The organism is Agrobacterium sp. rho-8.1 (assembly GCF_033957725.1).
Classification (GTDB): Bacteria; Pseudomonadota; Alphaproteobacteria; order Rhizobiales; family Rhizobiaceae; genus Agrobacterium.
Map to the genome: position 1 here is coordinate 2,934,274 of NZ_CP192788.1, position 19,790 is coordinate 2,954,063.

The window sequence follows — 19,790 nt, forward strand, 5'->3', positions numbered from 1 at the left end:
GGGTCATCTCACTTGTCGGTTGCTAAGGCTGCGATGGTTCGTTCCGCATCCTCTATAGCATCCGGCGTGCCGACGGTAATCCACTGACCGGTAAGCGACACGCCAAAAAGCCGTTTCCCGGCGATGGCGCGGTCGAAATAGATGTTGAGATTGAAAGCATCGGCAGGCGCGTCGTCCAGCAGCCGCGAATCCATCGCGATGGCACCCGCATACACCACCGGTCGCGGCTCACCGTCCTTGTATCGCGTCAGACGACCGTCGTCAGCAAGGTTGAAATCCTTCTTGCCATTATGGCCGGTGGTCCGGTCCATATCGACACAAAGCAGCGCCATATCCATGGTGTCGGGGTCGAAAAATGCCGCGAGCTTTTGCAGGTTGGTGGTTTCGCCGGGTGTTTCGCCGATCCAGAACAGGTCGGCATTCATGACGATGACGGGGCCGGGTTCCAGAAGTTTCAAGCCCTTGGCAAGACCGCCGCCGGAATTCATCAGTTGCTCACGCTCATCCGAAATCAGAATATTGATGTCATCCCGCGATTGAAGATGGGCGATCATCTGATCTGCATGATGGTGGACATTGATGGCGATGGTTTCCACGCCCGCCGCAACGAGAAGATCGAGGATATAATCGATCATCGAGCGTCCCGCGATACCGACGAGAGGTTTGGGTATCGTATCGGTAATCGGGCGCATTCTCGTGCCGAGACCTGCTGCCAGCACCATCGCTTGTTTGATCGTCATGGGAAACTTTGCTGTTAGTGAATGTCGATGCTCGCATTCCTGAACCAGTCGTTCAAGGGTGCGAGATCAGGGTGTTCCAGTGCCGAGCGCAGGTAGGAAAAGGTGCGCGGCATGTGTGTCATGTAATGCGGCTTGCCATCGCGCTTCATCAAGCGAACCCAGATGCCAACGAGCTTGCAATTGCGCTGTGCGGCCATGATGGCGAATGCTTTCAGGAAGGCGGCCTCATCGAAATCACGGTTTTTACGCCTGATGTCGAGATAGTGCTCCATCAACCGCGCCTGTAGCTCAGGCGAAATCGTCACCCGCGCATCCTGAACGATGGAAGCCAGATCATAGGCTTTCGGGCCGATCATCGCATCCTGAAAATCGATGATCCCGACTTGGTTGGTGCCGGTTTTTTGCGATTGCCAGATGATGTTGGGCGAATGGAAATCGCGCAAGAGAAGACCGGTTTCCGCATCGCCAAGCGTTTCGATCAACTGGTCCCAAACCGCAAAGAAGCTTTGTTTTTCACCGCTACTGATCTCCTCGCCACGGATATGGGGGACATACCAGTCTAGCAGCAGGGACGTCTCGATCTTCATCGCATCAGCGTCGAAGGACGGCACTTGATAGATTGTGCCATCGGGAAGAGCGATATTGCCGGGGGCAGGGGCCTCATGCATTGCTGCAAGGCAAGCGACGCTTTCCAGATAACGCTCCGCAATCGGATCGCCGTCGGCGTCCAGAACGCCATCACGGCCGATATCTTCCAGCAGCAGAATACCCTGTTCCAAATCCTGGGCGAGAATGGCGGGGACCGAAAACCCTTTCTGCGACAGGAAACTGTCGATGGCGACGAAGGGTTTCACGTCGCGAGCGAGGTGGACGATCTCGGCGTACGTCTTGCCATTCTGGATCACCGGACCTCTGGGTGGCGGTTGCCAGTCCATCAGCAGGCATTGGCTATCGTCGTCACTGATCAGCTCGTATGTGCGATAGGCGGCGTCACCGCTGAAATAGTGCCTGACGGCGTTCTCTCTACCGTTGCGCTTCAGAAAATCGCCGATGGAAAGCACGCGGCCCAGCCTGGCTCTCAGCCGGTGGGGCGCGTCGATGGTTGCCATGCGTCCGTCACCATGATGGGTGAGGCGCAGGGTGATGGTGCTGTCATCAGGCAGTTCGCTCGCGGCCATTTCGGGCCACTCGATCAGGCATACGCCATCCGACAACATCTCGTCGATGCCCAGTTCGTCCAGTTCCGACACGTCTGAGAGACGATAGAGATCGAGATGGGCGACGGGGATACGAAGATCGTAGGACTGGACGATGGTGAAGGTCGGGCTGGGGACCTCAAGAAAGGCATCGCCAGCCACAGCCCTGATCAGGGAGCGGGCGAGTGTGGATTTACCGGCACCGAGATCCCCGATCAGCGCTACGCAATCGCCGGGTTTGACGGTGAGCGCCAGCGCCTCGCCAAGTCGGATCGTCTCAGCTTCATCGGCAAGGCTTATGGAAAGAGGCAAAACCGTCTCGGTCATTCGGCGGCGATGGAATGCGGATGCGAGCCGGATGGAATGCGGCAACTGACGACCGTGCCCTCACCGGGACGGCTATCGATGGTGACATTGCCGTTGTGGAGGCTGACGAAGCTTTCGACGATCGACAGGCCAAGACCGGCGCCGGTGCGGCGACCGCCATTGCCACGCGTCGAGAAGCGATCGAAAACGGTTTTCAGCATGTCCTTGGGAATGCCCGGTCCACGGTCGGCAACAGAAAAGACGAAGTCGCCTTCGCTGCGCTGGCAGGTCAGCGTGATGGCCGATCCCTCCGGCGCGAAATTGGCGGCGTTGGTTAAAAGCTTGATGAGGATTTGCTTGAGACGCTGATGGTCGGCAACAATGGCGCCGAGATGGGCGGGAGCCACGATTTCGAGCGAGACGCTGCTTTCCTGCAAACGGTCGGCAATATGGGTGGAGACGTCATCCAGCAGGTCTGTGAGATCGTTTTCGGTGTAGTTCAAATGCATGATGCCGGCATCCACCGTTGCCAGATCCAGAATGTCGTTGACGATCGTCAGCAGAACCGATGAGGACGTCGAGATATGGTCGAGATATTCGGCCTGCCGTTCGCTGAGCTCACCGATCCCCGGTGTTTTCAACAGATCGGTAAAGCCGATGATGTTGGTCAGGGGCGAGCGCAGTTCATAGGACACGTGCTGGACGAAGTCGTTCTTCAACTCGTCGGCCTTGCGCAGGGCTTCGTTCTTTTCCTTGAGGGCGCGTTCTGCACGCACGCTGTCGGTCATATTGACGAAGGTCAGCATCGTCTGCGAATCCGGTAAAGGAATGATCGCATAGTCCAGCACGAGGCCCGATAGCAGCTCCAGCGTACCCTGTTTCGACAGGCGCTCATCATCGAAACTGGTGATGAATTGGCTAAACGCGCGCCAGCCATCCGGCTTGTCGTAGGACTGCGCGCAGACCTCTTCGATGGAGCGAATGTGTTTGCCCGCTTCCGCTTCGTCGGCCGTGATGCCCCACAATGCGCGGAATGCCGGGTTTGACAGGCGCATGCGTCCATCGGCACCGAAAACGGCAACGCCTTCGGCCAGATGGTCGATGGTTTCGCCCTGAACCTTGACCAGCGTGTTGTAGCGCATCTGCAGATCGACCTGTTCGGTCAGGTTTTCGAAGACCCATGTCGCGCCGCCCTGCGGATGCGCGGTTGCTATCACGCGTAGCGTCTGTCCATTGGGCAGGTGCCATAGATCGGTCTTTGTATCGAGCGAGCGGTAGACGGAAAGCGCGGTTTCCTTCCAGCTTTTCCAGCTAAGCTGTTCGGGCAGCTTGCCATCGGAGCGCAGGCGATCGAACAGTTCGGAATTGTCGGGCTTGGATTCCAGAAGAACCAGATCGAGGCCCCAGAGGGTGACGAAGGCCTGATTGTAGAATTGCAGGCGCTGCTGACCGTCGAAGATCGCGACCGGCGTTGCCAGATGATCCAGCGTCTCGGCGTGGCTCTTCAACGTCCGCTTCAGCTCTTCACGCACAGTCTCGGCTTCGGTGGCATCGATGGCCATGCCGGCGGAACCGCCCGGCGTCTTGAGATCGACCACATCGAAAAAGGTTCTGTTGCCGGAAACCACGGTGGAAATCCGGTCGTGGTAGGGCGATTCGGGGGTCGCGCTCGCACGGATTTTCTGGCGCGTAACCGTGTTCAGCAATTCGCATTGCTCGGTGACTGCCTGTTCGGGCGTTCGGGCATCCACACTCTGCGCATAGGCGTGGTTGACCCACGTCAGGGCACCATCGGAGTTGCGACGCCAGACCGGCTGCTCGATGCTATCGAGCAACTCCTGGAATGTCGAAATGGACGAGACCAGGCCTTCGCGCTCGATCTTCAATTCCGCAAGCTCGGCACGCAGATTGTTGAGGGCCACGAAGCGCGCAAACGCCTTGCCGCCGGAGACGCGCCCCTGAACCTCGATGACTTCGCCGCGCTGCGTCTCGATGGTGAGATCGAAACTCTGCGCGTGGCTGCGCAATTTCTCGATGGCTTTTTCAAGCGGACCGGCAGAGGTCGGGCGAAGCCAGCGACCGAAGGCGAGAAAATCCTGATCGGCAGAGGGAACGCCGGTTTCAGGCGGCAGTTGCCCGATGAATTCAGGGCGTTCGCCAGCGCTCTCCCAGATGACGATGCGACGGGATTTATCAGCGATCAGCGCTTCATATTTGGAAATCTTGGCATTGGCTTCCGCGAGTGCCGTGCGGTACTCGCTGGTTTCGGCCTCGATATTGCCGCGCTGGCGAACGAGCCAGACGATGGAAAACAGAGTTGCCGAGACGACGCCGATAAACAGGGAATAAGTGATGGTTTCCGACGAGGAGAACAAGCGTTCGCCTCTTTGCAGAACGGAGTTTTGCTGGGCATGTGCCGTGACCGCAAAACCGCTCAATGCTGTTCCAGACATCAACGCCTTAAAAGCCACCGCCTTGGCACGGATACGCGCTGTCGCCCCTGTGACAGAGGTCAGCCAGCGTTTTCGCGCAGGTGCGTCGCCATTGTCTGGCGCGACATCATCGTTGGCTCGCTTTTGCGAGACTGAATTTTCCACCGTCATCCCCGGTCTGTCTCCGTCCTATGTGCCGCATTCTCGACAAGACATCCCATTTCCGCGCGCCATGCCCGCGCACGAATCAAGTCTTGTCACAATACCGCCTTCGGAAACCCCCGGAAAGGGAGGGGCCAAAAAGAAATGGCGAGCTTTGTCAAGCCCGCCATAACCATATCTAGTGTATTAAATGTGGATATTAACCATAAAATCAATATCTGTAGTGTTCAGCCTTAAACGGACCCGTCTTGGACACGCCGATATAATCTGCCTGAAGCTCAGAAAGTTCTGTCAACTTCACGCCCAGCTTCTCAAGATGCAGGCGCGCGACCTTCTCATCGAGGTGTTTCGGCAGAACGTAGACGTCGTTCTTGTACTCGCCCTGCTTGGTGAAGAGCTCGATCTGGCCTAGCACCTGGTTGGTGAAGGAGGCGGACATGACGAAGGATGGGTGTCCCGTCGCGTTGCCGAGGTTGAGCAGGCGACCTTCCGACAGAAGGATCATACGGTTGCCCTTGGCAAACTCGATCATGTCGACCTGTGGCTTGATGTTCGTCCACTTCAGGTTCTTGAGAGCCGCAACCTGAATTTCGTTGTCGAAGTGGCCGATATTGCCGACGATGGCCATATCCTTCATCTCGCGCATGTGCTCGATGCGGATGACGTCCTTGTTGCCGGTCGTGGTGATGAAGATGTCAGCGGACGCAACGACGTCTTCCAGACGAACGACTTCAAAACCGTCCATAGCCGCCTGAAGGGCGCAGATCGGGTCGATTTCCGTGACCTTGACGCGAGCACCAGCGCCCTGCAACGAAGCAGCGGAACCCTTGCCCACATCGCCATAGCCGCAGACAACGGCGACCTTGCCGGCCATCATCACGTCAGTTGCGCGGCGGATGCCGTCGACCAGCGATTCCTTGCAGCCATACTTGTTGTCGAACTTCGACTTGGTGACGCTGTCATTGACGTTGATGGCAGGGAAGGGCAGCAGGCCCTTCTTGCTGAGATCGTAGAGGCGATGAACGCCTGTCGTTGTTTCTTCGGTGACGCCCTTGATGGCATCGCGCTGCTTGGTGAACCAGCCTGGGGAAGCGGCAAGGCGCTTCTTGATCTGGGCAAGCAGGATTTCTTCTTCTTCGGAATCGGGCTTGGACAAAATGTCTTCGCCAGCTTCAGCACGTGCGCCGAGCAGGATGTACATGGTGGCATCGCCGCCATCATCGAGGATCATGTTGGAAACGCCGCCATCTGCCCACTGGAAGATCTTGTCGGTGTATTCCCAGTATTCCGTCAGGCTTTCACCCTTGACGGCAAAAACGGGAATGCCGCTGGCGGCGATGGCTGCCGCTGCGTGGTCCTGTGTGGAGAAAATGTTGCAGGACGCCCAGCGAATGTCGGCGCCTAGTTCCTTCAGCGTCTCGATGAGAACAGCTGTCTGGATGGTCATGTGCAGCGAACCGGAGATCCGCGCACCCTTCAAAGGCTTGGTCTGACCAAACTCTTCACGGCAGGACATCAGGCCGGGCATTTCTGTTTCGGCAATGTCCAGTTCTTTGCGACCGTAATCGGCAAGGTTGATGTCAGCTACGATGTAATCTTTGTCGGCACTCATATGTGTCTCCTGCTCCAAGATGGCAGGGGCCAGCCGCTGCCTGAAAATTCAGGTTGCGGTGTAGCAGGCCAGGGGCAATCTGGCAATAAGGATATAAAGAAGTCTTTATGTCTTTATATGACGTGGTTATCAGATTTCTTCACCGAAGCGGTCGGCGACCAGTGTTTCGAGCGCTGCAAGGGCCTCTTCGGCCTGATTTCCGCTGGCCTCGACCAGAACGGTGCAGCCGGGGCTCGCCGCCAGCATCATCAGGCCCATGATCGATGTACCGCCAACGGTCATGCCATCCTTGGACACGGTAATGGCCGCATCGAAACCATCGACCATCTGTACGAATTTCGCGGAGGCGCGGGCGTGGAGGCCACGCTTGTTGACGATCAGCAATTCCCGCGAAAGAGACGACATCCAGCGATCTTCTTCTTATTTGCCGCTGAGAACGCGGCTGGCGACATTGATATATTTTCTGCCAGCATCTGAGGCCTCCTGCAAGGCCTTCTCCATGTTATCTTCGACGCGGATACCCGCCAGTTTGATGAGCATGGGCAGATTGACGCCGGCAATGACTTCGACATTGCCGCTGTTCATGACTGAGATCGCCAGATTGGACGGTGTTCCACCAAACATATCGGTCAGGATGATGACGCCATTGCCGTCATTGGCGCGCGTCACGGCGTCGATAATATCCTGCCGACGCTGGTCCATGTCATCTTCGGGACCGATACACACCGTCTCGATCAATTTCTGAGGCCCGACCACATGCTCTACGGCGTGGCGGAACTCCTCAGCCAGCTTGCCATGAGTGACAAGCACCAGTCCGATCATGAAACGCTCCCTTGCACACGCATTCTGATTGCCGACTATCGCAATGCCGCAATCATGTCTATCGGTGGGGCCACATCTTGATGAGGAAAAGACGAAGCGCAAGCCCCAAATTGCCCGATTTCCGTTCACATTGCCTTGGTTATGAAAAGATTCTGAGCAAGTGCAGCAAATTTTCCATAGGGGGTGATGCTGTCACGCGGAATGCGCAGGAGCGGCAGCGATGCGCTTCGACCCAACTCAAACCTCTCGTTTTCAGGTGGCAGGCGAGGGCTCTCCGGCGACGACATCGACGTGATCGCACAATGCATTTCGGCGGACGCGACGCTTTTCAGCGATATGATCCCGCTGCCGCGCAGTTCCAAAAGCCCGGCGATGGCGTCAGGACGGTTGGCGATCACCGTCCCGCCAGTGCAGGTCACAAGCACCTGATCATCGGCCACCAGGGCCGTCTCCAAGCCGCAGCGCTGTGCTTCCGTGATGAAGCTGAAGGCCATTTCGCTTTTGCCGCTGCCCGAGGGTCCAACGAACAACAATCCGGTCTTGCCGATGACGATGGCCGTTGCGTGAAGATTGGGAGGATCAACGCTCATGATGGGCGGCAGGAAGCGACAGGCTGAAACGTGCACCGGAAATCACGCCGTATTTGTCGAGAATATTGTCCGCCTTCAGTGTGCCGCCATGGGCCTCGGCGATCTGGCGGCTGATGGACAGGCCAAGACCCGAATTCTGGCCAAAACCTTCGCTGGCGGGACGGTCGGTGTAGAAACGCTCGAAAATGCGGTCGATGTCCTCAGCCTGAATGCCGGGCCCATTGTCCTCGACACGCACGATGCAACGATCCTTCTGGCGTAGAAGATGCACGACGATCCGCCCGCCATCCTGCGACACGAAGGAACGCGCATTCTCGATGAGGTTGGTGATGATCTGGCCGATCCGCAGATCATGGCCATTGACGATGTAGCTGGTCTTGGTGCCGGGCTTGTGATCGACCACGAAATCGATGGTGACGCTCTTTTTCTTGGCGCTGATCTGCCGGGATATTTCCACCAGATTGCCGAGCACGACGTCCAGATCGACAGGCGAGGCATCGACGCGCGCCAGTTCCGCATCCAGACGCGAGGCGTCGGAGATGTCGCTGATCAAACGGTCAAGACGGCGCACATCATGGAAAATGATTTCAGTCAGCCGCTGCTTGGATTCCTCGGTCTTGGCGCGTGGCAATGTCTCGACAGCGCTGCGCAGCGATGTCAGCGGGTTTTTCAGCTCGTGGCTGACATCGGCTGCAAAACTTTCGATGGCATCGATCCGGTCGTAGAGCGCATTGGTCATTTCACGGAGGGCAATGGAGAGATTGCCGATTTCATCCTGACGAGCAGAGAAATCAGGAATTTCCTCGCGTGCCTTTGCGCCGCGCCGCACACGGATGGCGGCAGCGGACAGGCGGCGTAAAGGTGTTGCAATGGTGGACGACAGCAGAAGCGAAAGCACGATATTGACAAGGGTCGCGATACCGAAAACGCGCATGATCGCGAGGCGCTCGGCATGGACGATCTTGTCGATATCACCGGCTTGCGTTGACAGGAGCAACACACCCAGCACCGCGCGGAAGCGTTGGACGGGCACCGCGACGGAAACGATCAGTTCGCCCTTTTCGGTGACACGAACGACGGCGCCACGCACGCCGGTCAGCGCATTCATCACTTCGGGGTAAATCGAGCCATCGCCACCGGGCGTTTCCTTGTAGAGCGGCAGACTGCTGGGTTGAAGCATACGGTTGAAGATGCTGGCGACCCAATCGCCCCACGTCTGCGTTTCAGGCGTGACCGGCGGAAGGTCATAGCGCAGGACCTGACCGCGCGAATACAGATGACGCGAATCCAGCAGTATGTTCGCATCCGCGTCGAACAGTCGGGCGCGGGTTCTTGTGGGCGAGATCAGTCTGCGCAGCACCGGCGCAACGCGCTCGGGATTGATCGGGAAGGACAGGTCTTCGTCATTGGGGACGGGCGTGATGCTCTGACCCGCCTGCAACTCCAGCAGCTTTTCAGGATTGATGGTGATAGAATTGGTATCGACTGAAGCGGATGCCGAGATCGCGCCCGCGATGATTTCGCCCTGTGTCAGCAGGCTTTCGACGCGCGCATCGATCAGTCCTTCGCGGAACTGGTTGAGGTAGAGAATACCACCGACAAGCACGACGGTCGCCGCAACGTTGAAAAACAGAATGCGCCGCGTCAGGCTGGAAAAGACGGCATTGCCGAAAATGCGTCGGACGATCGTCAGCGGATGAATACGATGCCGTCGACCGCTCTCACGGTCGTCGGCATCGGTATGATCCGATACGCTGTCCTGCATTTTGTTCAGCAACGTCGTCCCTCAGCGCCGCTATATCGCGGCGTTATTCCATGCATGCCTTATCTCAGGCTGCTTCGCGGAAGCGATATCCTACGCCGTAGAGTGTTTCAATCATGTCGAAGTCGTTATCGACGAGTTTGAACTTCTTGCGAAGGCGCTTGATATGGCTGTCGATGGTGCGGTCATCCACATAGACCTGCTCGTCATAGGCGGCGTCCATCAAGGCATCACGGCTTTTGACCACGCCGGGGCGCTGCGCCAGCGAATGCAGGATGAGGAATTCGGTGACCGTCAATGTCACAGGCTCGCCCTTCCAGGTGCAGGTGTGGCGTTCCTGGTCCATGGCAAGCTGGCCACGCTCCAGCGTGCGGGCCTGCTGGTCTGCGGTGGGCTTCAGCGGGCTCGCACCCGGTACGGCGGCGTCGCGGCTGCTGGCACGGCGAAGGATCGCCTTGACGCGCTCCACCAGAAGACGCTGGGAGAACGGCTTGGTGATGAAATCGTCGGCGCCCATCTTGAGGCCGAAAAGCTCATCGATTTCCTCGTCCTTGGAGGTGAGAAAAATCACCGGCAGATCCGACTTCTGACGCAGACGCCGCAACAGTTCCATGCCATCCATGCGCGGCATCTTGATGTCGAAGATCGCGAGTTGCGGTGGGCGTGCGATCAATCCATCCAGAGCGGAAGCGCCGTCGGTGTACGTCTCGACCTTGTATCCTTCCGCTTCGAGCGCAATCGAAACGGACGTCAAAATATTTCGGTCATCGTCCACAAGCGCAATAGTCTGCATAAAATTGGTCTCCATCGTCATAATATTTTACTCCCGACATCCCATCCCAGCCAAGGTTGTGCGCCGTGAGCATTTCTCATGAGTATAAAGGTGGAACAAATTGTGGCAAAGAAAAACGGACGTATCGCTGCCGATTTGTGAGCAGTAATTTTCGTGGATCGGAAATTTGTCGATGAGAGTTACGAACTAAACCGATTTAAAATGAAATAAAATCTTTTAAATCGATTAATATATTGAATTTGTTCAATTATTTAAATTGACGCCTTGTTTTTTTAAATTGACCGGATTAATTTCGGGGCACATTTTAATGCTTTCGTCTTTTGAAAAAGGAATGCGCCCGTGAAGGAACTTGGAGTACATAATCCTGAAAATGGCGTGTCGGCGTTGGGCCTGTCCGCTGTTGCCGCCGTGCATTACAATCTCATCGAAGGTGAATTGTATGAGCACGCCATCCGCAATGGCGAAGCCGACATCACCGCCGATGGCGCGCTTCGAGCGGTTACCGGACAGCATACCGGTCGTTCGCCCAAGGACAAATTCGTCGTTCGCGACGCCTCCACGGAAGACAGCATCTGGTGGGACAACAACAAGCCGTTGTCGCCTGAGCATTTCGATATCCTCCACAAGGACATGCTGGCCCATGCGGCCGGAAAGACGCTTTATGTGCAGGATCTGATCGGTGGTGCCGATGAGGACAATGCGCTTCCGACCCGCGTCGTGACCGAGCTTGCATGGCACGGCCTGTTCATCCGCAATCTTCTGATCCGCCCATCGCGTGAAAAGCTTGGCGCGTTCAAGCAGAAGCTGACGATCATCAATCTGCCGAGCTTCAAGGCCGATCCGGCCCGTCACGGCGTTCGCACCGAGACCGTCATTGCCTGCGACCTGACCAAGGGTCTGGTCCTGATCGGCGGCACCTCCTATGCCGGCGAGAACAAGAAGTCCGTCTTCACGGTTCTGAACTACCTGTTGCCGGCCAAGGGCGTGATGCCGATGCATTGCTCTGCCAATGTCGGTCCCGATGGTGATGCTGCCGTGTTCTTCGGGCTTTCCGGCACCGGCAAGACCACGCTGTCTGCCGATCCATCGCGCACACTGATCGGTGATGACGAGCATGGTTGGGGCGAAGACGGCATCTTCAACTTCGAAGGCGGCTGCTATGCCAAGGCCATCAAGCTTTCGGCTGAAGCCGAGCCTGAGATTTATGCTGCAACGCGTCGCTTCGGCACGGTTCTGGAGAACGTCGTTCTCGATGAAAACCGGGTACCGGATTTCAACGACACGTCGCTGACGGAAAATACCCGCAGCGCCTATCCGCTGCATTTCATTCCGAATGCATCTGATACTGGCCTTGCCGGTCACCCCAAGACGATCATCATGCTGACGGCGGACGCTTTCGGCGTGTTGCCACCGATCGCGCGTTTGACGCCGGAACAGGCCATGTACCACTTCCTGTCCGGTTATACGGCAAAGGTTGCTGGTACGGAAAAGGGCGTGACCGAACCGGAAGCAACCTTCTCCACCTGCTTCGGCGCACCCTTCATGCCGCGCCACCCGGCAGAATACGGCAATCTGCTGCGTGATCTCATCGGCAAGCACGGCGTCGATTGCTGGCTGGTCAACACCGGCTGGACCGGTGGCGCCTACGGCATCGGCAAGCGCATGCCCATCAAGGCAACCCGCGCGCTTCTGAGCGCGGCCTTGACGGGTGAGCTGAAGAGCGGCCAGTTCCGCACCGATGTGAATTTCGGCTTTGCGGTTCCGACAGCGCTCGAAGGCATCGACAGTGGCATTCTCGACCCGCGTTCGACCTGGGCCGATGGCGCAGCCTACGATGCGCAGGCCAAGAAGCTCGTCTCCATGTTCGTTACGAACTTCACCAAGTTTGAAGACCACGTGGACGGCAAGGTTCGCGACGCAGCGCCAGGCGTTCTGGCTGCTGCCGAGTAAATATCTGAAAATGGATTCACGTGAAACCCGGCCTCGCGCCGGGTTTTTCGTTTCTATCGGTGGTTTTCATCCGCATTGATCTGTGGCATCACCGCTGCCGGAGAACGAACATGGCCAGCGCCGCGCTATTTATCAGCAACAGGATTACGATTGCCGGATGGGAGTTGGCCGAGCAATTCGTGCTGGCTGGCGGGCCGGGTGGGCAGAACGTCAACAAGGTTTCGACAGCCGTTCAGCTGTTCTTCGATGTTGCCAATTCTCCGTCTTTGTCGGATCGCGTCAAGACGAACCTGCTTCATCTCGGCGGCAGGAGGGTGTCGAAAGACGGCGTCCTGATGATCGAAGCCAACCGGTTTCGCACGCAGGAGCGGAACCGTGAGGATGCACGCGAGCGGTTGAAGGAACTGGTCCTCAAAGCCGCAGAACCGCCGCCGCCTACGCGCCGGGCAACAAAGCCCACCAAGGGTTCGGTGGAAAGACGTTTGAAAGCCAAATCCGGTCGTTCCGACGTCAAGAAGATGCGCAGCAGGCCTGACAAGGAATAGCCGTCAAAGCTTGCGAAGCGCCACCGTGTCGATCAGGTGATTTTGTCCCTTGCGCAAGATCAGATCGGCTCTCGGGCGCGTCGGCACGATATTGCGCCGCAGGTTTTTCAGGTTGATGTTTTCCCAAAGACCCTCGGCAATCGCCATGGCCGCTTCTTCTGAAATCGAAGCGTAACGATTGAAGTAGGATGACGGATCGCGAAACGCGGTCTGACGAAGGTTCATGAAGCGGTTGACATACCAATGGTGGATCAAGGCCTCATCGGCGTCGATATAGATCGAAAAATCGAAGAAATCGGACACGATCGGCACAATTCGTCCACCTTCCGGCAAATCGCGAGATTGCAGGACGTTGATGCCCTCGAAAATCAGGATGTCGGGCCGGTCGATGGTGGTGAATTCGTTGGGCACCACATCATAGGTCAGGTGGGAGTAGCTCGGCGCCTTCACATCCGGCTGCCCGGCCTTGATCGCGGACAAGAACCGCAGAAGGGAGCCGATGTCATAGCTTTCTGGAAAGCCCTTGCGCTCCATCAGGTTTTCCCGCCGCAACACCTCGTTGGGATAGAGAAAACCATCTGTCGTGATGAGATCGACCTTCGGGCTTGAGGGCCAGCGCGCCAGAAGCTCTTTCAGAATGCGCGCCGTCGTCGATTTGCCGACAGCGACCGATCCGGCAATGCCGATCACGAAAGGCGTCTTGTTGACACCTTCCATGTTGAGAAACCGGTTGCGCTGGTCAAACAGCACCTGCGACGCTTCGACATGGGTGGAGAGGAGGCGCGACAGCGACAGGTAGATGCGCTTGACCTCATCCATATCGATAGGGTCGTTCAATGAGCGCAGCCGCTTCAGCTCGTCGGCTGAGAGGGTCATCGGCGTGTCGGCGCGAAATTTCGCCCACTCTTCAGAGCTGAAGAAGTGATAGGGCGAATATTCGTCGGGGCGGAAATGATCGAGCGTGTTCGGCATGCCTTGTCCTCCCATGCGTGCCACGGTCGTCATGGATTGGGCCTCGATTCCTTTTCTTGCAGGCCAGATTGGCCGGTGCGTTGCTCCAGTTCGGACAGGACATCGGAAAGCGGAATATCCGCGATCTTCAGCACCACCAGCAGATGGTAGAGCAGATCGGCGGCCTCATCGGTCAGGTTCTTGCGATCGTTGGAAATGGCGGCGATGACGGCTTCCACCGCTTCTTCGCCCAGCTTCTTGGCAGCCCGGGGCTGGCCTGCCGCCACAAGTTTGGCCGTCCAGGACTGCTCGGGCGAGGCGCTGGCGCGTTCAGCGACTATGCGCTCCAGATCGGAAAGGGAAAAGCTGGTCATCTCTCGCTACCTTGGCTTAATCGAGGCGCATGGCTATGCCGTGATCGGCCATGTAGGCCTTGGCTTCACCGATGGAATAGGTGCCGAAATGGAAGATGGATGCGGCAAGAACCGCCGTCGCGTGGCCATCCTTCACGCCTGCCACAAGATCGTCCAGCGTCCCGACGCCGCCCGAGGCGATCACAGGCACGCGGACCTGATCGGCAATGGTGCGCGTCAGCGCGATGTCGTAACCACTTTTGGTTCCGTCGCGATCCATGGAGGTGATGAGCAATTCGCCCGCACCACGTTCCACCATCTTGATGGCGAATTCAACGGCGTCGATCCCCGTTGCCTGCTGGCCGCCATGGGTGAAGATTTCCCAACGATCTGCCTCGCCAGCGCCTGATACCTTTTTGGCATCGATGGACACGACGATGCATTGATTGCCGAACTTATCCGCCGCCTGCGCCACGAAATCCGGATCCTTGACGGCAGCGGAGTTGATGGAAACCTTGTCGGCACCGCACAATAGCAGCTTGCGGATGTCACTGACCGCACGCACACCGCCGCCGACCGTGACCGGCATGAAGCAATGGTCTGCCGTGCGCGACACCACATCGAAAATCGTATCGCGATTGTCGGAGGACGCCGTGATGTCGAGAAAACATAGCTCATCGGCACCGGCAGCATCATAGGCCTTTGCAGCCTCCACCGGATCACCGGCATCGATCAGATCGACAAAGTTCACACCCTTGACGACACGGCCGTCTTTCACATCGAGACAGGGAATAATACGGGCCTTGAGGGTCATGCGCGCGCCTCCTTGATGAGAGCCAGCGCGTTGGCAGGGTCGATGCGGCCATCATAGAGCGCGCGACCGGAAATGGCACCTTCCAGCTTGGCAGCATCCGGCTCCAGCATGCGCTTGATGTCTTCGATGGAGGCCAGACCACCCGAGGCGATGACCGGGATGGAGACGGCATCTGCCAGTTCCAGCGTGGAGGCCCAGTTGATGCCGGCCAGAATGCCGTCGCGGTCGATGTCGGTGTAGATGATGGCGGCAACGCCCGCACCTTCGAAACGCTTGGCAAGCTCTATCACGCCGAGTTCAGACGCTTCCGCCCATCCCTCCACCGCAACCTTGCCACCCTTGGCATCGATACCAACGGCAACCTGGTCGGGAAAACGCTTGCAGGCTTCGATCACCAGAACTGGATCGCGCACGGCGACCGTGCCGAGAATGACGCGAGCAAGACCACGGCTCAGCCAGGCCTCGATATGCTCCAGGGTTCGGATACCACCGCCGAGCTGAACGGGATTCTTAGTCGACTTCAGAATAGCATCGACGGCATCGCCATTCACGGTCTGACCCGCAAAGGCGCCGTTGAGGTCCACCACATGTAGCCATTCAAAACCCTGGTCTTCGAAAGCCTTGGCTTGTGCGCCGGGGTCTTCGTTATAAACGGTGGCCTGTTCCATATCGCCAAGCTTGAGGCGAACGCACTGGCCATCTTTGAGGTCGATTGCGGGAAATAGGATCATGTCAGGGCTTCCAGCGCAGGAAATTCGAGATGAGGGCGAGGCCGAGCGTCTGGCTCTTTTCCGGGTGGAATTGCGCGCCGACCGTGTTGTCACGACCAACGAACGCTGTCATCGCGCCACCATAATGGGTGGTGGCGATGACATCGTCGGCATGTTTGGCGGCCAGATGATAGGAGTGCACGAAATAGGCGTGCAGACCATCATTGCCGGTTTTGATGCCGTCGAACAGCGGGTGATGGCGGTGCAGGTCCAGCGTGTTCCAGCCGATCTGCGGTATTTTCAGGGTCGGATCGGACGGCGTCATTTCCACGACATCACCCTCGATCCAGCCGAGGCCCTCACTGGTGGTCTTTTCCAGACCGCGCGATGACATGAGCTGCATGCCGACGCAGATGCCGATAAAGGGGTGGCCCTTGTTTTCAACGACGTCGATCAGCGCCTCACGCATGCCGGTCACGGCATCGAGGCCAGCGCGGCAATCCGCATAGGCACCGACGCCGGGAAGGACGATACGGTCTGCGGAGGCGACAGTCTCCGGCTTGTCCGTCAGGTCGATGGTCGCATCGATCCCGGCTTCGCGGGAGGCACGCTCGAAGGCTTTCGTCGCGGAGCGCAGATTGCCGGAGCCATAATCGATAATTGCCACACGCATATCAGCGCCTTCCATTCAGATCGAACTGAAACGATCCGGCAGGATCGTTGCTCATGAACCCGTTGCCGGTCTTGCGATCCCGCTTCCAGTCCGGATGCGGGATGTTGGACGCCTGCGAGAAATCTTCTGCGGGCAGGTTTGAGAAGTAAATCTCTTCCGCCGTGGCAAGATCGCGGGCGTGAATGACTGTCTTCAGTGTCCACCCCCGGGAAACCAGATGGCGAACCACAATGTTTCTACCTTCGAATCCGGCTATCAAACCGACTCCTAGTGCGAATAGTGCGTTTACGATGCCAAGGTCTTCGATGCGCGAAACCTGACTTGCCGCCACCTGCAAGATAATGATGCCGATCGACAGCCACCAGAGGCGCTGAATGGCAAACCAGAGCCAGGGAAACAGCAGCGCGAGCCATGAAAACCGGTCGGCGATGAACCGCGTGGAGCGATGATCGCGATCAGGACCGCCGGGTGCTTCCAGAACCAGATAAGATATCATCCGTTTTCCTGACAATGGTCTCAGCCACGGATAAAGGCGCTATTGCCTTGGCACCGGTCTGACGATTTCATCCCGCTCAGGCCAGCATGCCCTTTGTCGAGGGAACGCGATCTGCCTGACGCGGATCGATTTCGGTCGCTGCCCGCAGCACACGGGCAACCGCCTTGAAACACGTTTCGGCTATATGGTGGTTGTTGGCACCATAATGGTTGAGAATATGCAGGGTGATCCCGGCATTCTGCGCCAGCGCCTGAAAGAACTCCCGCACCAGCTCTGTGTCGAAGGTACCGATTTTCGGCGCCGAGAACGCGACGTTCCAGACGAGAAACGGACGACCGGAAATATCGACGGCAGCTTTGGTCATGGTTTCGTCCATGGCAAGATCGAGCGAGGCATAACGGGTAATGCCGCGCCGGTCGCCCAGCGCCTTGGCGATGGCCTGACCGATGGCGATGCCGGTGTCTTCGACGGTATGGTGATCATCAATGTGGAGGTCGCCCTTGACCTCGATCTCCATGTCGATCAGCGAATGGCGGGCAAGCTGATCGAGCATATGATCGAAGAAACCCACCCCGGTGGATATCTTCGACATGCCTTTTCCATCAACGTCGACGCGCACGGAAACACTCGTTTCGTTCGTCTTGCGAGAAATTTCGGCTCTACGCTCTGCCATCTGGCTGCTCCGTATCAATATGGGCGTTCCTTATCAGCAAGGCCTGCAAATATCCAGTCATTACATCGTCTTGCCGCATCGCACCTTGGCAGTCACATGCCTGTCGATTTGCAATCGCAAAAACCGGACTTACATAAACTTCGAAATGGACCGCAGGGGTGGTCCGACAACGCCCGCTCAAGGGCAAACAGGTGTTTGATGACGACGATTATTACTGTGAGAAAGGCGGGCCAAGTGGTGATGGCCGGTGACGGTCAGGTCAGCCTCGGCCAGACCGTGATGAAGGGCAATGCCCGCAAGGTGCGCCGCATCGGCAAGGGCGGCGATGTGATCGCAGGCTTTGCCGGTGCCACAGCCGATGCCTTCACATTGCTCGACCGCCTTGAAAAGAAGCTGGAGCAATATCCCGGCCAGCTGATGCGGGCAGCCGTGGAGCTTGCCAAGGATTGGCGAACCGACAAATATCTCCGCAATCTCGAGGCCATGATGCTGGTGGCAGACAAGTCGATCACGCTGGCAATTACCGGCAATGGTGACGTGCTGGAACCGGAACATGGCGCCATCGCCATCGGGTCTGGTGGAAACTATGCCTTTGCCGCTGCCCGCGCGTTGATGGATACGGAAAAGTCGGCCGAAGATGTCGCGCGTCAGGCGCTCGATATCGCCGCGGATATCTGCGTCTATACCAACCATAATCTCGTGATTGAAACGCTCGACGCAGAGTAACTGCGCCTTCCAAAACCATGGGTTCTGCGGGCCGGGCCGTTATGGCTGGCCGCAACAGAACGCCGAAAGGAAACAGATGACGACTTTTTCTCCCCGCGAGATTGTTTCGGAACTCGACCGTCACATTATCGGCCAGAATGATGCCAAACGCGCCGTAGCCATTGCGCTGCGCAACCGCTGGCGGCGCCAGCAGCTGGATGACGATCTGCGCGACGAGGTGATGCCGAAGAATATTCTGATGATCGGACCGACCGGTGTCGGCAAGACTGAAATATCCCGTCGTCTGGCAAAGCTTGCAGGAGCGCCCTTCATTAAGGTCGAAGCGACCAAATTTACCGAGGTCGGCTATGTCGGTCGCGACGTCGAGCAGATCATCCGCGATCTCGTCGAAATCGGTATCGGGCTGATCCGTGAAAAGAAGCGGGTCGAAGTACAGGCGAAAGCCCATGCCAGCGCGGAAGAACGCGTGCTGGATGCGCTGGTCGGCTCCACCTCATCCCCAGCCACGCGTGACAGTTTCCGTAAGAAGCTGCGCGATGGTGAGCTGGACAAGAAGGAAATCGACATCGAAGTGGCCGATACGGGTTCGGGCATGCCCGGTTTCGATATTCCCGGCATGCCACCCGGTGCCAATATTGGCGTTCTCAATCTGTCGGATATGTTCGGGAAAGCCATGGGCGGCCGGACCAAAAAGGTACGTACGACCGTCGAAAAATCCTATGCGGATTTGATTCGCGACGAGTCCGACAAGATGCTGGACACTGAGCTGATCCAGCGCGAAGCGGTGAAGTCAGTCGAAAACGATGGCATCGTCTTTTTGGACGAAATCGACAAGATTGCAGCCCGCGATGGCGGCATGGGTGCCGGTGTGTCGCGCGAGGGCGTCCAGCGCGATCTTCTGCCACTGGTGGAAGGCACGACCGTGTCGACCAAATACGGGCCTGTTAAGACAGACCATATTCTCTTCATTGCGTCAGGCGCATTCCATGTATCGAAACCGTCGGATCTTCTGCCGGAACTTCAGGGTCGCCTGCCGATCCGCGTCGAGCTGAAGCCACTGACCAAGGAAGACTTCCGTCGTATTCTGACGGAGACGGAAGCAAGCCTCATCCGACAGTATATCGCGCTGATGGCGACGGAAGAGCTGAACCTCGAATTCACCGATGATGCTATCGATGCGCTGGCCGACGTTGCGGTTCATCTGAATGCATCGGTGGAGAACATTGGCGCACGTCGCCTGCAAACCGTCATGGAGCGCGTGCTTGACGATATTTCCTTCAACGCACCCGATCGCGGTGGCTCGGCGGTGACGATCGACCAGGCCTATGTGAAAGAGCATGTCGGTGACATCGCTGCCGATACAGACCTGTCGCGCTACATTCTCTAAACGAATATCGAGTGCGGCAATTTTTGCCGCACTCTTATTTTACCAGCCTTCTCTCGACATCTGGTCCCGCTTTTCGCTAATGAAAGCGTTAACGGCT

Annotated in this window: 20 protein-coding genes; 4 read left to right on the top strand and 16 right to left on the bottom strand. The window is 57.5% G+C overall.

Annotated elements, in window-relative coordinates:
* Positions 1-8: 8 nt before the first annotated feature.
* The 9 genes from RMR21_RS14275 to chvI form a co-directional block, all read right to left on the bottom strand.
* Positions 9-740: a nucleotidyltransferase family protein gene (locus RMR21_RS14275; RefSeq protein WP_498668633.1), complete on the bottom strand. Its 732-nt coding sequence runs from the start codon at positions 738-740 to the stop codon at positions 9-11.
* A 14-nt stretch (positions 741-754) separates the two neighbouring features.
* Positions 755-2,263 carry a tRNA (adenosine(37)-N6)-threonylcarbamoyltransferase complex ATPase subunit type 1 TsaE gene (tsaE, locus tag RMR21_RS14280; protein WP_498668634.1) on the bottom strand — a complete coding sequence of 503 codons (1,509 nt, stop codon included), beginning with the start codon at positions 2,261-2,263 and terminating at the stop codon, positions 755-757.
* Positions 2,260-4,695: a sensor histidine kinase gene (locus RMR21_RS14285; protein WP_498670180.1), complete on the bottom strand. Its 2,436-nt coding sequence runs from the start codon at positions 4,693-4,695 to the stop codon at positions 2,260-2,262. Before RMR21_RS14285 ends, tsaE begins: the two co-directional genes overlap by 4 nt.
* A gap of 352 nt (positions 4,696-5,047) precedes the next feature.
* The gene (ahcY, locus tag RMR21_RS14290) at positions 5,048-6,448 is read right to left on the bottom strand and encodes an adenosylhomocysteinase (RefSeq protein ID WP_498668635.1); all 1,401 of its coding nucleotides are present in this window, start codon (positions 6,446-6,448) and stop codon (positions 5,048-5,050) included.
* Between the two features lie 129 nt (positions 6,449-6,577).
* A complete protein-coding gene (locus RMR21_RS14295; RefSeq protein WP_498668636.1) occupies positions 6,578-6,853 on the bottom strand; it encodes an HPr family phosphocarrier protein in 276 nt (91 codons plus the stop codon).
* 15 nt (positions 6,854-6,868) lie between these two features.
* Entirely contained in the window at positions 6,869-7,270 is a 402-nt protein-coding gene (locus RMR21_RS14300) for a PTS sugar transporter subunit IIA (protein WP_045231065.1), read from the bottom strand.
* Positions 7,271-7,395: 125 nt separating this feature from the next.
* On the bottom strand, positions 7,396-7,860 hold the full coding sequence (locus RMR21_RS14305) for an HPr kinase/phosphorylase (protein WP_498668637.1): 465 nt from the start codon (positions 7,858-7,860) through the stop codon (positions 7,396-7,398).
* Complete coding sequence (locus tag RMR21_RS14310) at positions 7,850-9,625, bottom strand: sensor histidine kinase (protein WP_498670181.1); 1,776 nt, start codon at positions 9,623-9,625, stop codon at positions 7,850-7,852. The genes RMR21_RS14305 and RMR21_RS14310 overlap by 11 nt, the downstream gene beginning before the upstream one ends.
* Positions 9,626-9,689: 64 nt before the next feature.
* Positions 9,690-10,415: a two-component system response regulator ChvI gene (chvI, locus tag RMR21_RS14315; protein ID WP_108722659.1), complete on the bottom strand. Its 726-nt coding sequence runs from the start codon at positions 10,413-10,415 to the stop codon at positions 9,690-9,692.
* Between the two features lie 339 nt (positions 10,416-10,754).
* Between chvI and RMR21_RS14320 the strand changes: the two genes are divergently transcribed.
* Positions 10,755-12,365: a phosphoenolpyruvate carboxykinase gene (locus tag RMR21_RS14320; RefSeq protein ID WP_498668638.1), complete on the top strand. Its 1,611-nt coding sequence runs from the start codon at positions 10,755-10,757 to the stop codon at positions 12,363-12,365.
* Between the two features lie 110 nt (positions 12,366-12,475).
* Complete coding sequence (gene arfB / locus RMR21_RS14325) at positions 12,476-12,910, top strand: alternative ribosome rescue aminoacyl-tRNA hydrolase ArfB (RefSeq protein ID WP_498668639.1); 435 nt, start codon at positions 12,476-12,478, stop codon at positions 12,908-12,910.
* 3 nt (positions 12,911-12,913) lie between these two features.
* Here arfB and coaA read toward each other — a convergent pair whose 3' ends face one another.
* The 7 genes from coaA to hisB form a co-directional block, all read right to left on the bottom strand.
* A complete protein-coding gene (gene coaA, locus RMR21_RS14330) occupies positions 12,914-13,897 on the bottom strand; it encodes a type I pantothenate kinase (protein ID WP_498670182.1) in 984 nt (327 codons plus the stop codon).
* A gap of 14 nt (positions 13,898-13,911) precedes the next feature.
* A complete protein-coding gene (locus RMR21_RS14335) occupies positions 13,912-14,235 on the bottom strand; it encodes a phosphoribosyl-ATP diphosphatase (protein WP_498668640.1) in 324 nt (107 codons plus the stop codon).
* Between the two features lie 16 nt (positions 14,236-14,251).
* Positions 14,252-15,028, bottom strand: a complete 777-nt coding sequence (gene hisF / locus RMR21_RS14340) for an imidazole glycerol phosphate synthase subunit HisF (RefSeq protein WP_498668641.1) — start codon at positions 15,026-15,028, stop codon at positions 14,252-14,254.
* Positions 15,025-15,759 (bottom strand): 1-(5-phosphoribosyl)-5-[(5-phosphoribosylamino)methylideneamino]imidazole-4-carboxamide isomerase, encoded by a 735-nt coding sequence (hisA, locus tag RMR21_RS14345; protein ID WP_498668642.1) that lies wholly within the window; start codon positions 15,757-15,759, stop codon positions 15,025-15,027. The genes hisF and hisA overlap by 4 nt, the downstream gene beginning before the upstream one ends.
* Position 15,760: 1 nt before the next feature.
* The gene (gene hisH, locus RMR21_RS14350; protein WP_498668643.1) at positions 15,761-16,411 is read right to left on the bottom strand and encodes an imidazole glycerol phosphate synthase subunit HisH; all 651 of its coding nucleotides are present in this window, start codon (positions 16,409-16,411) and stop codon (positions 15,761-15,763) included.
* A gap of 1 nt (position 16,412) precedes the next feature.
* Entirely contained in the window at positions 16,413-16,907 is a 495-nt protein-coding gene (locus tag RMR21_RS14355; protein WP_498668644.1) for a DUF2628 domain-containing protein, read from the bottom strand.
* A gap of 76 nt (positions 16,908-16,983) precedes the next feature.
* Entirely contained in the window at positions 16,984-17,580 is a 597-nt protein-coding gene (hisB, locus tag RMR21_RS14360; RefSeq protein ID WP_498668645.1) for an imidazoleglycerol-phosphate dehydratase HisB, read from the bottom strand.
* 198 nt (positions 17,581-17,778) lie between these two features.
* On the opposite strand from hisB, the gene hslV reads away from it, so the two are divergent.
* Both hslV and hslU read left to right on the top strand, forming a co-directional pair.
* The gene (gene hslV / locus RMR21_RS14365; RefSeq protein WP_498668646.1) at positions 17,779-18,306 is read left to right on the top strand and encodes an ATP-dependent protease subunit HslV; all 528 of its coding nucleotides are present in this window, start codon (positions 17,779-17,781) and stop codon (positions 18,304-18,306) included.
* A 76-nt stretch (positions 18,307-18,382) separates the two neighbouring features.
* Complete coding sequence (gene hslU, locus RMR21_RS14370; protein WP_498668647.1) at positions 18,383-19,693, top strand: ATP-dependent protease ATPase subunit HslU; 1,311 nt, start codon at positions 18,383-18,385, stop codon at positions 19,691-19,693.
* The last annotated feature ends 97 nt before the right edge of the window (positions 19,694-19,790 follow it).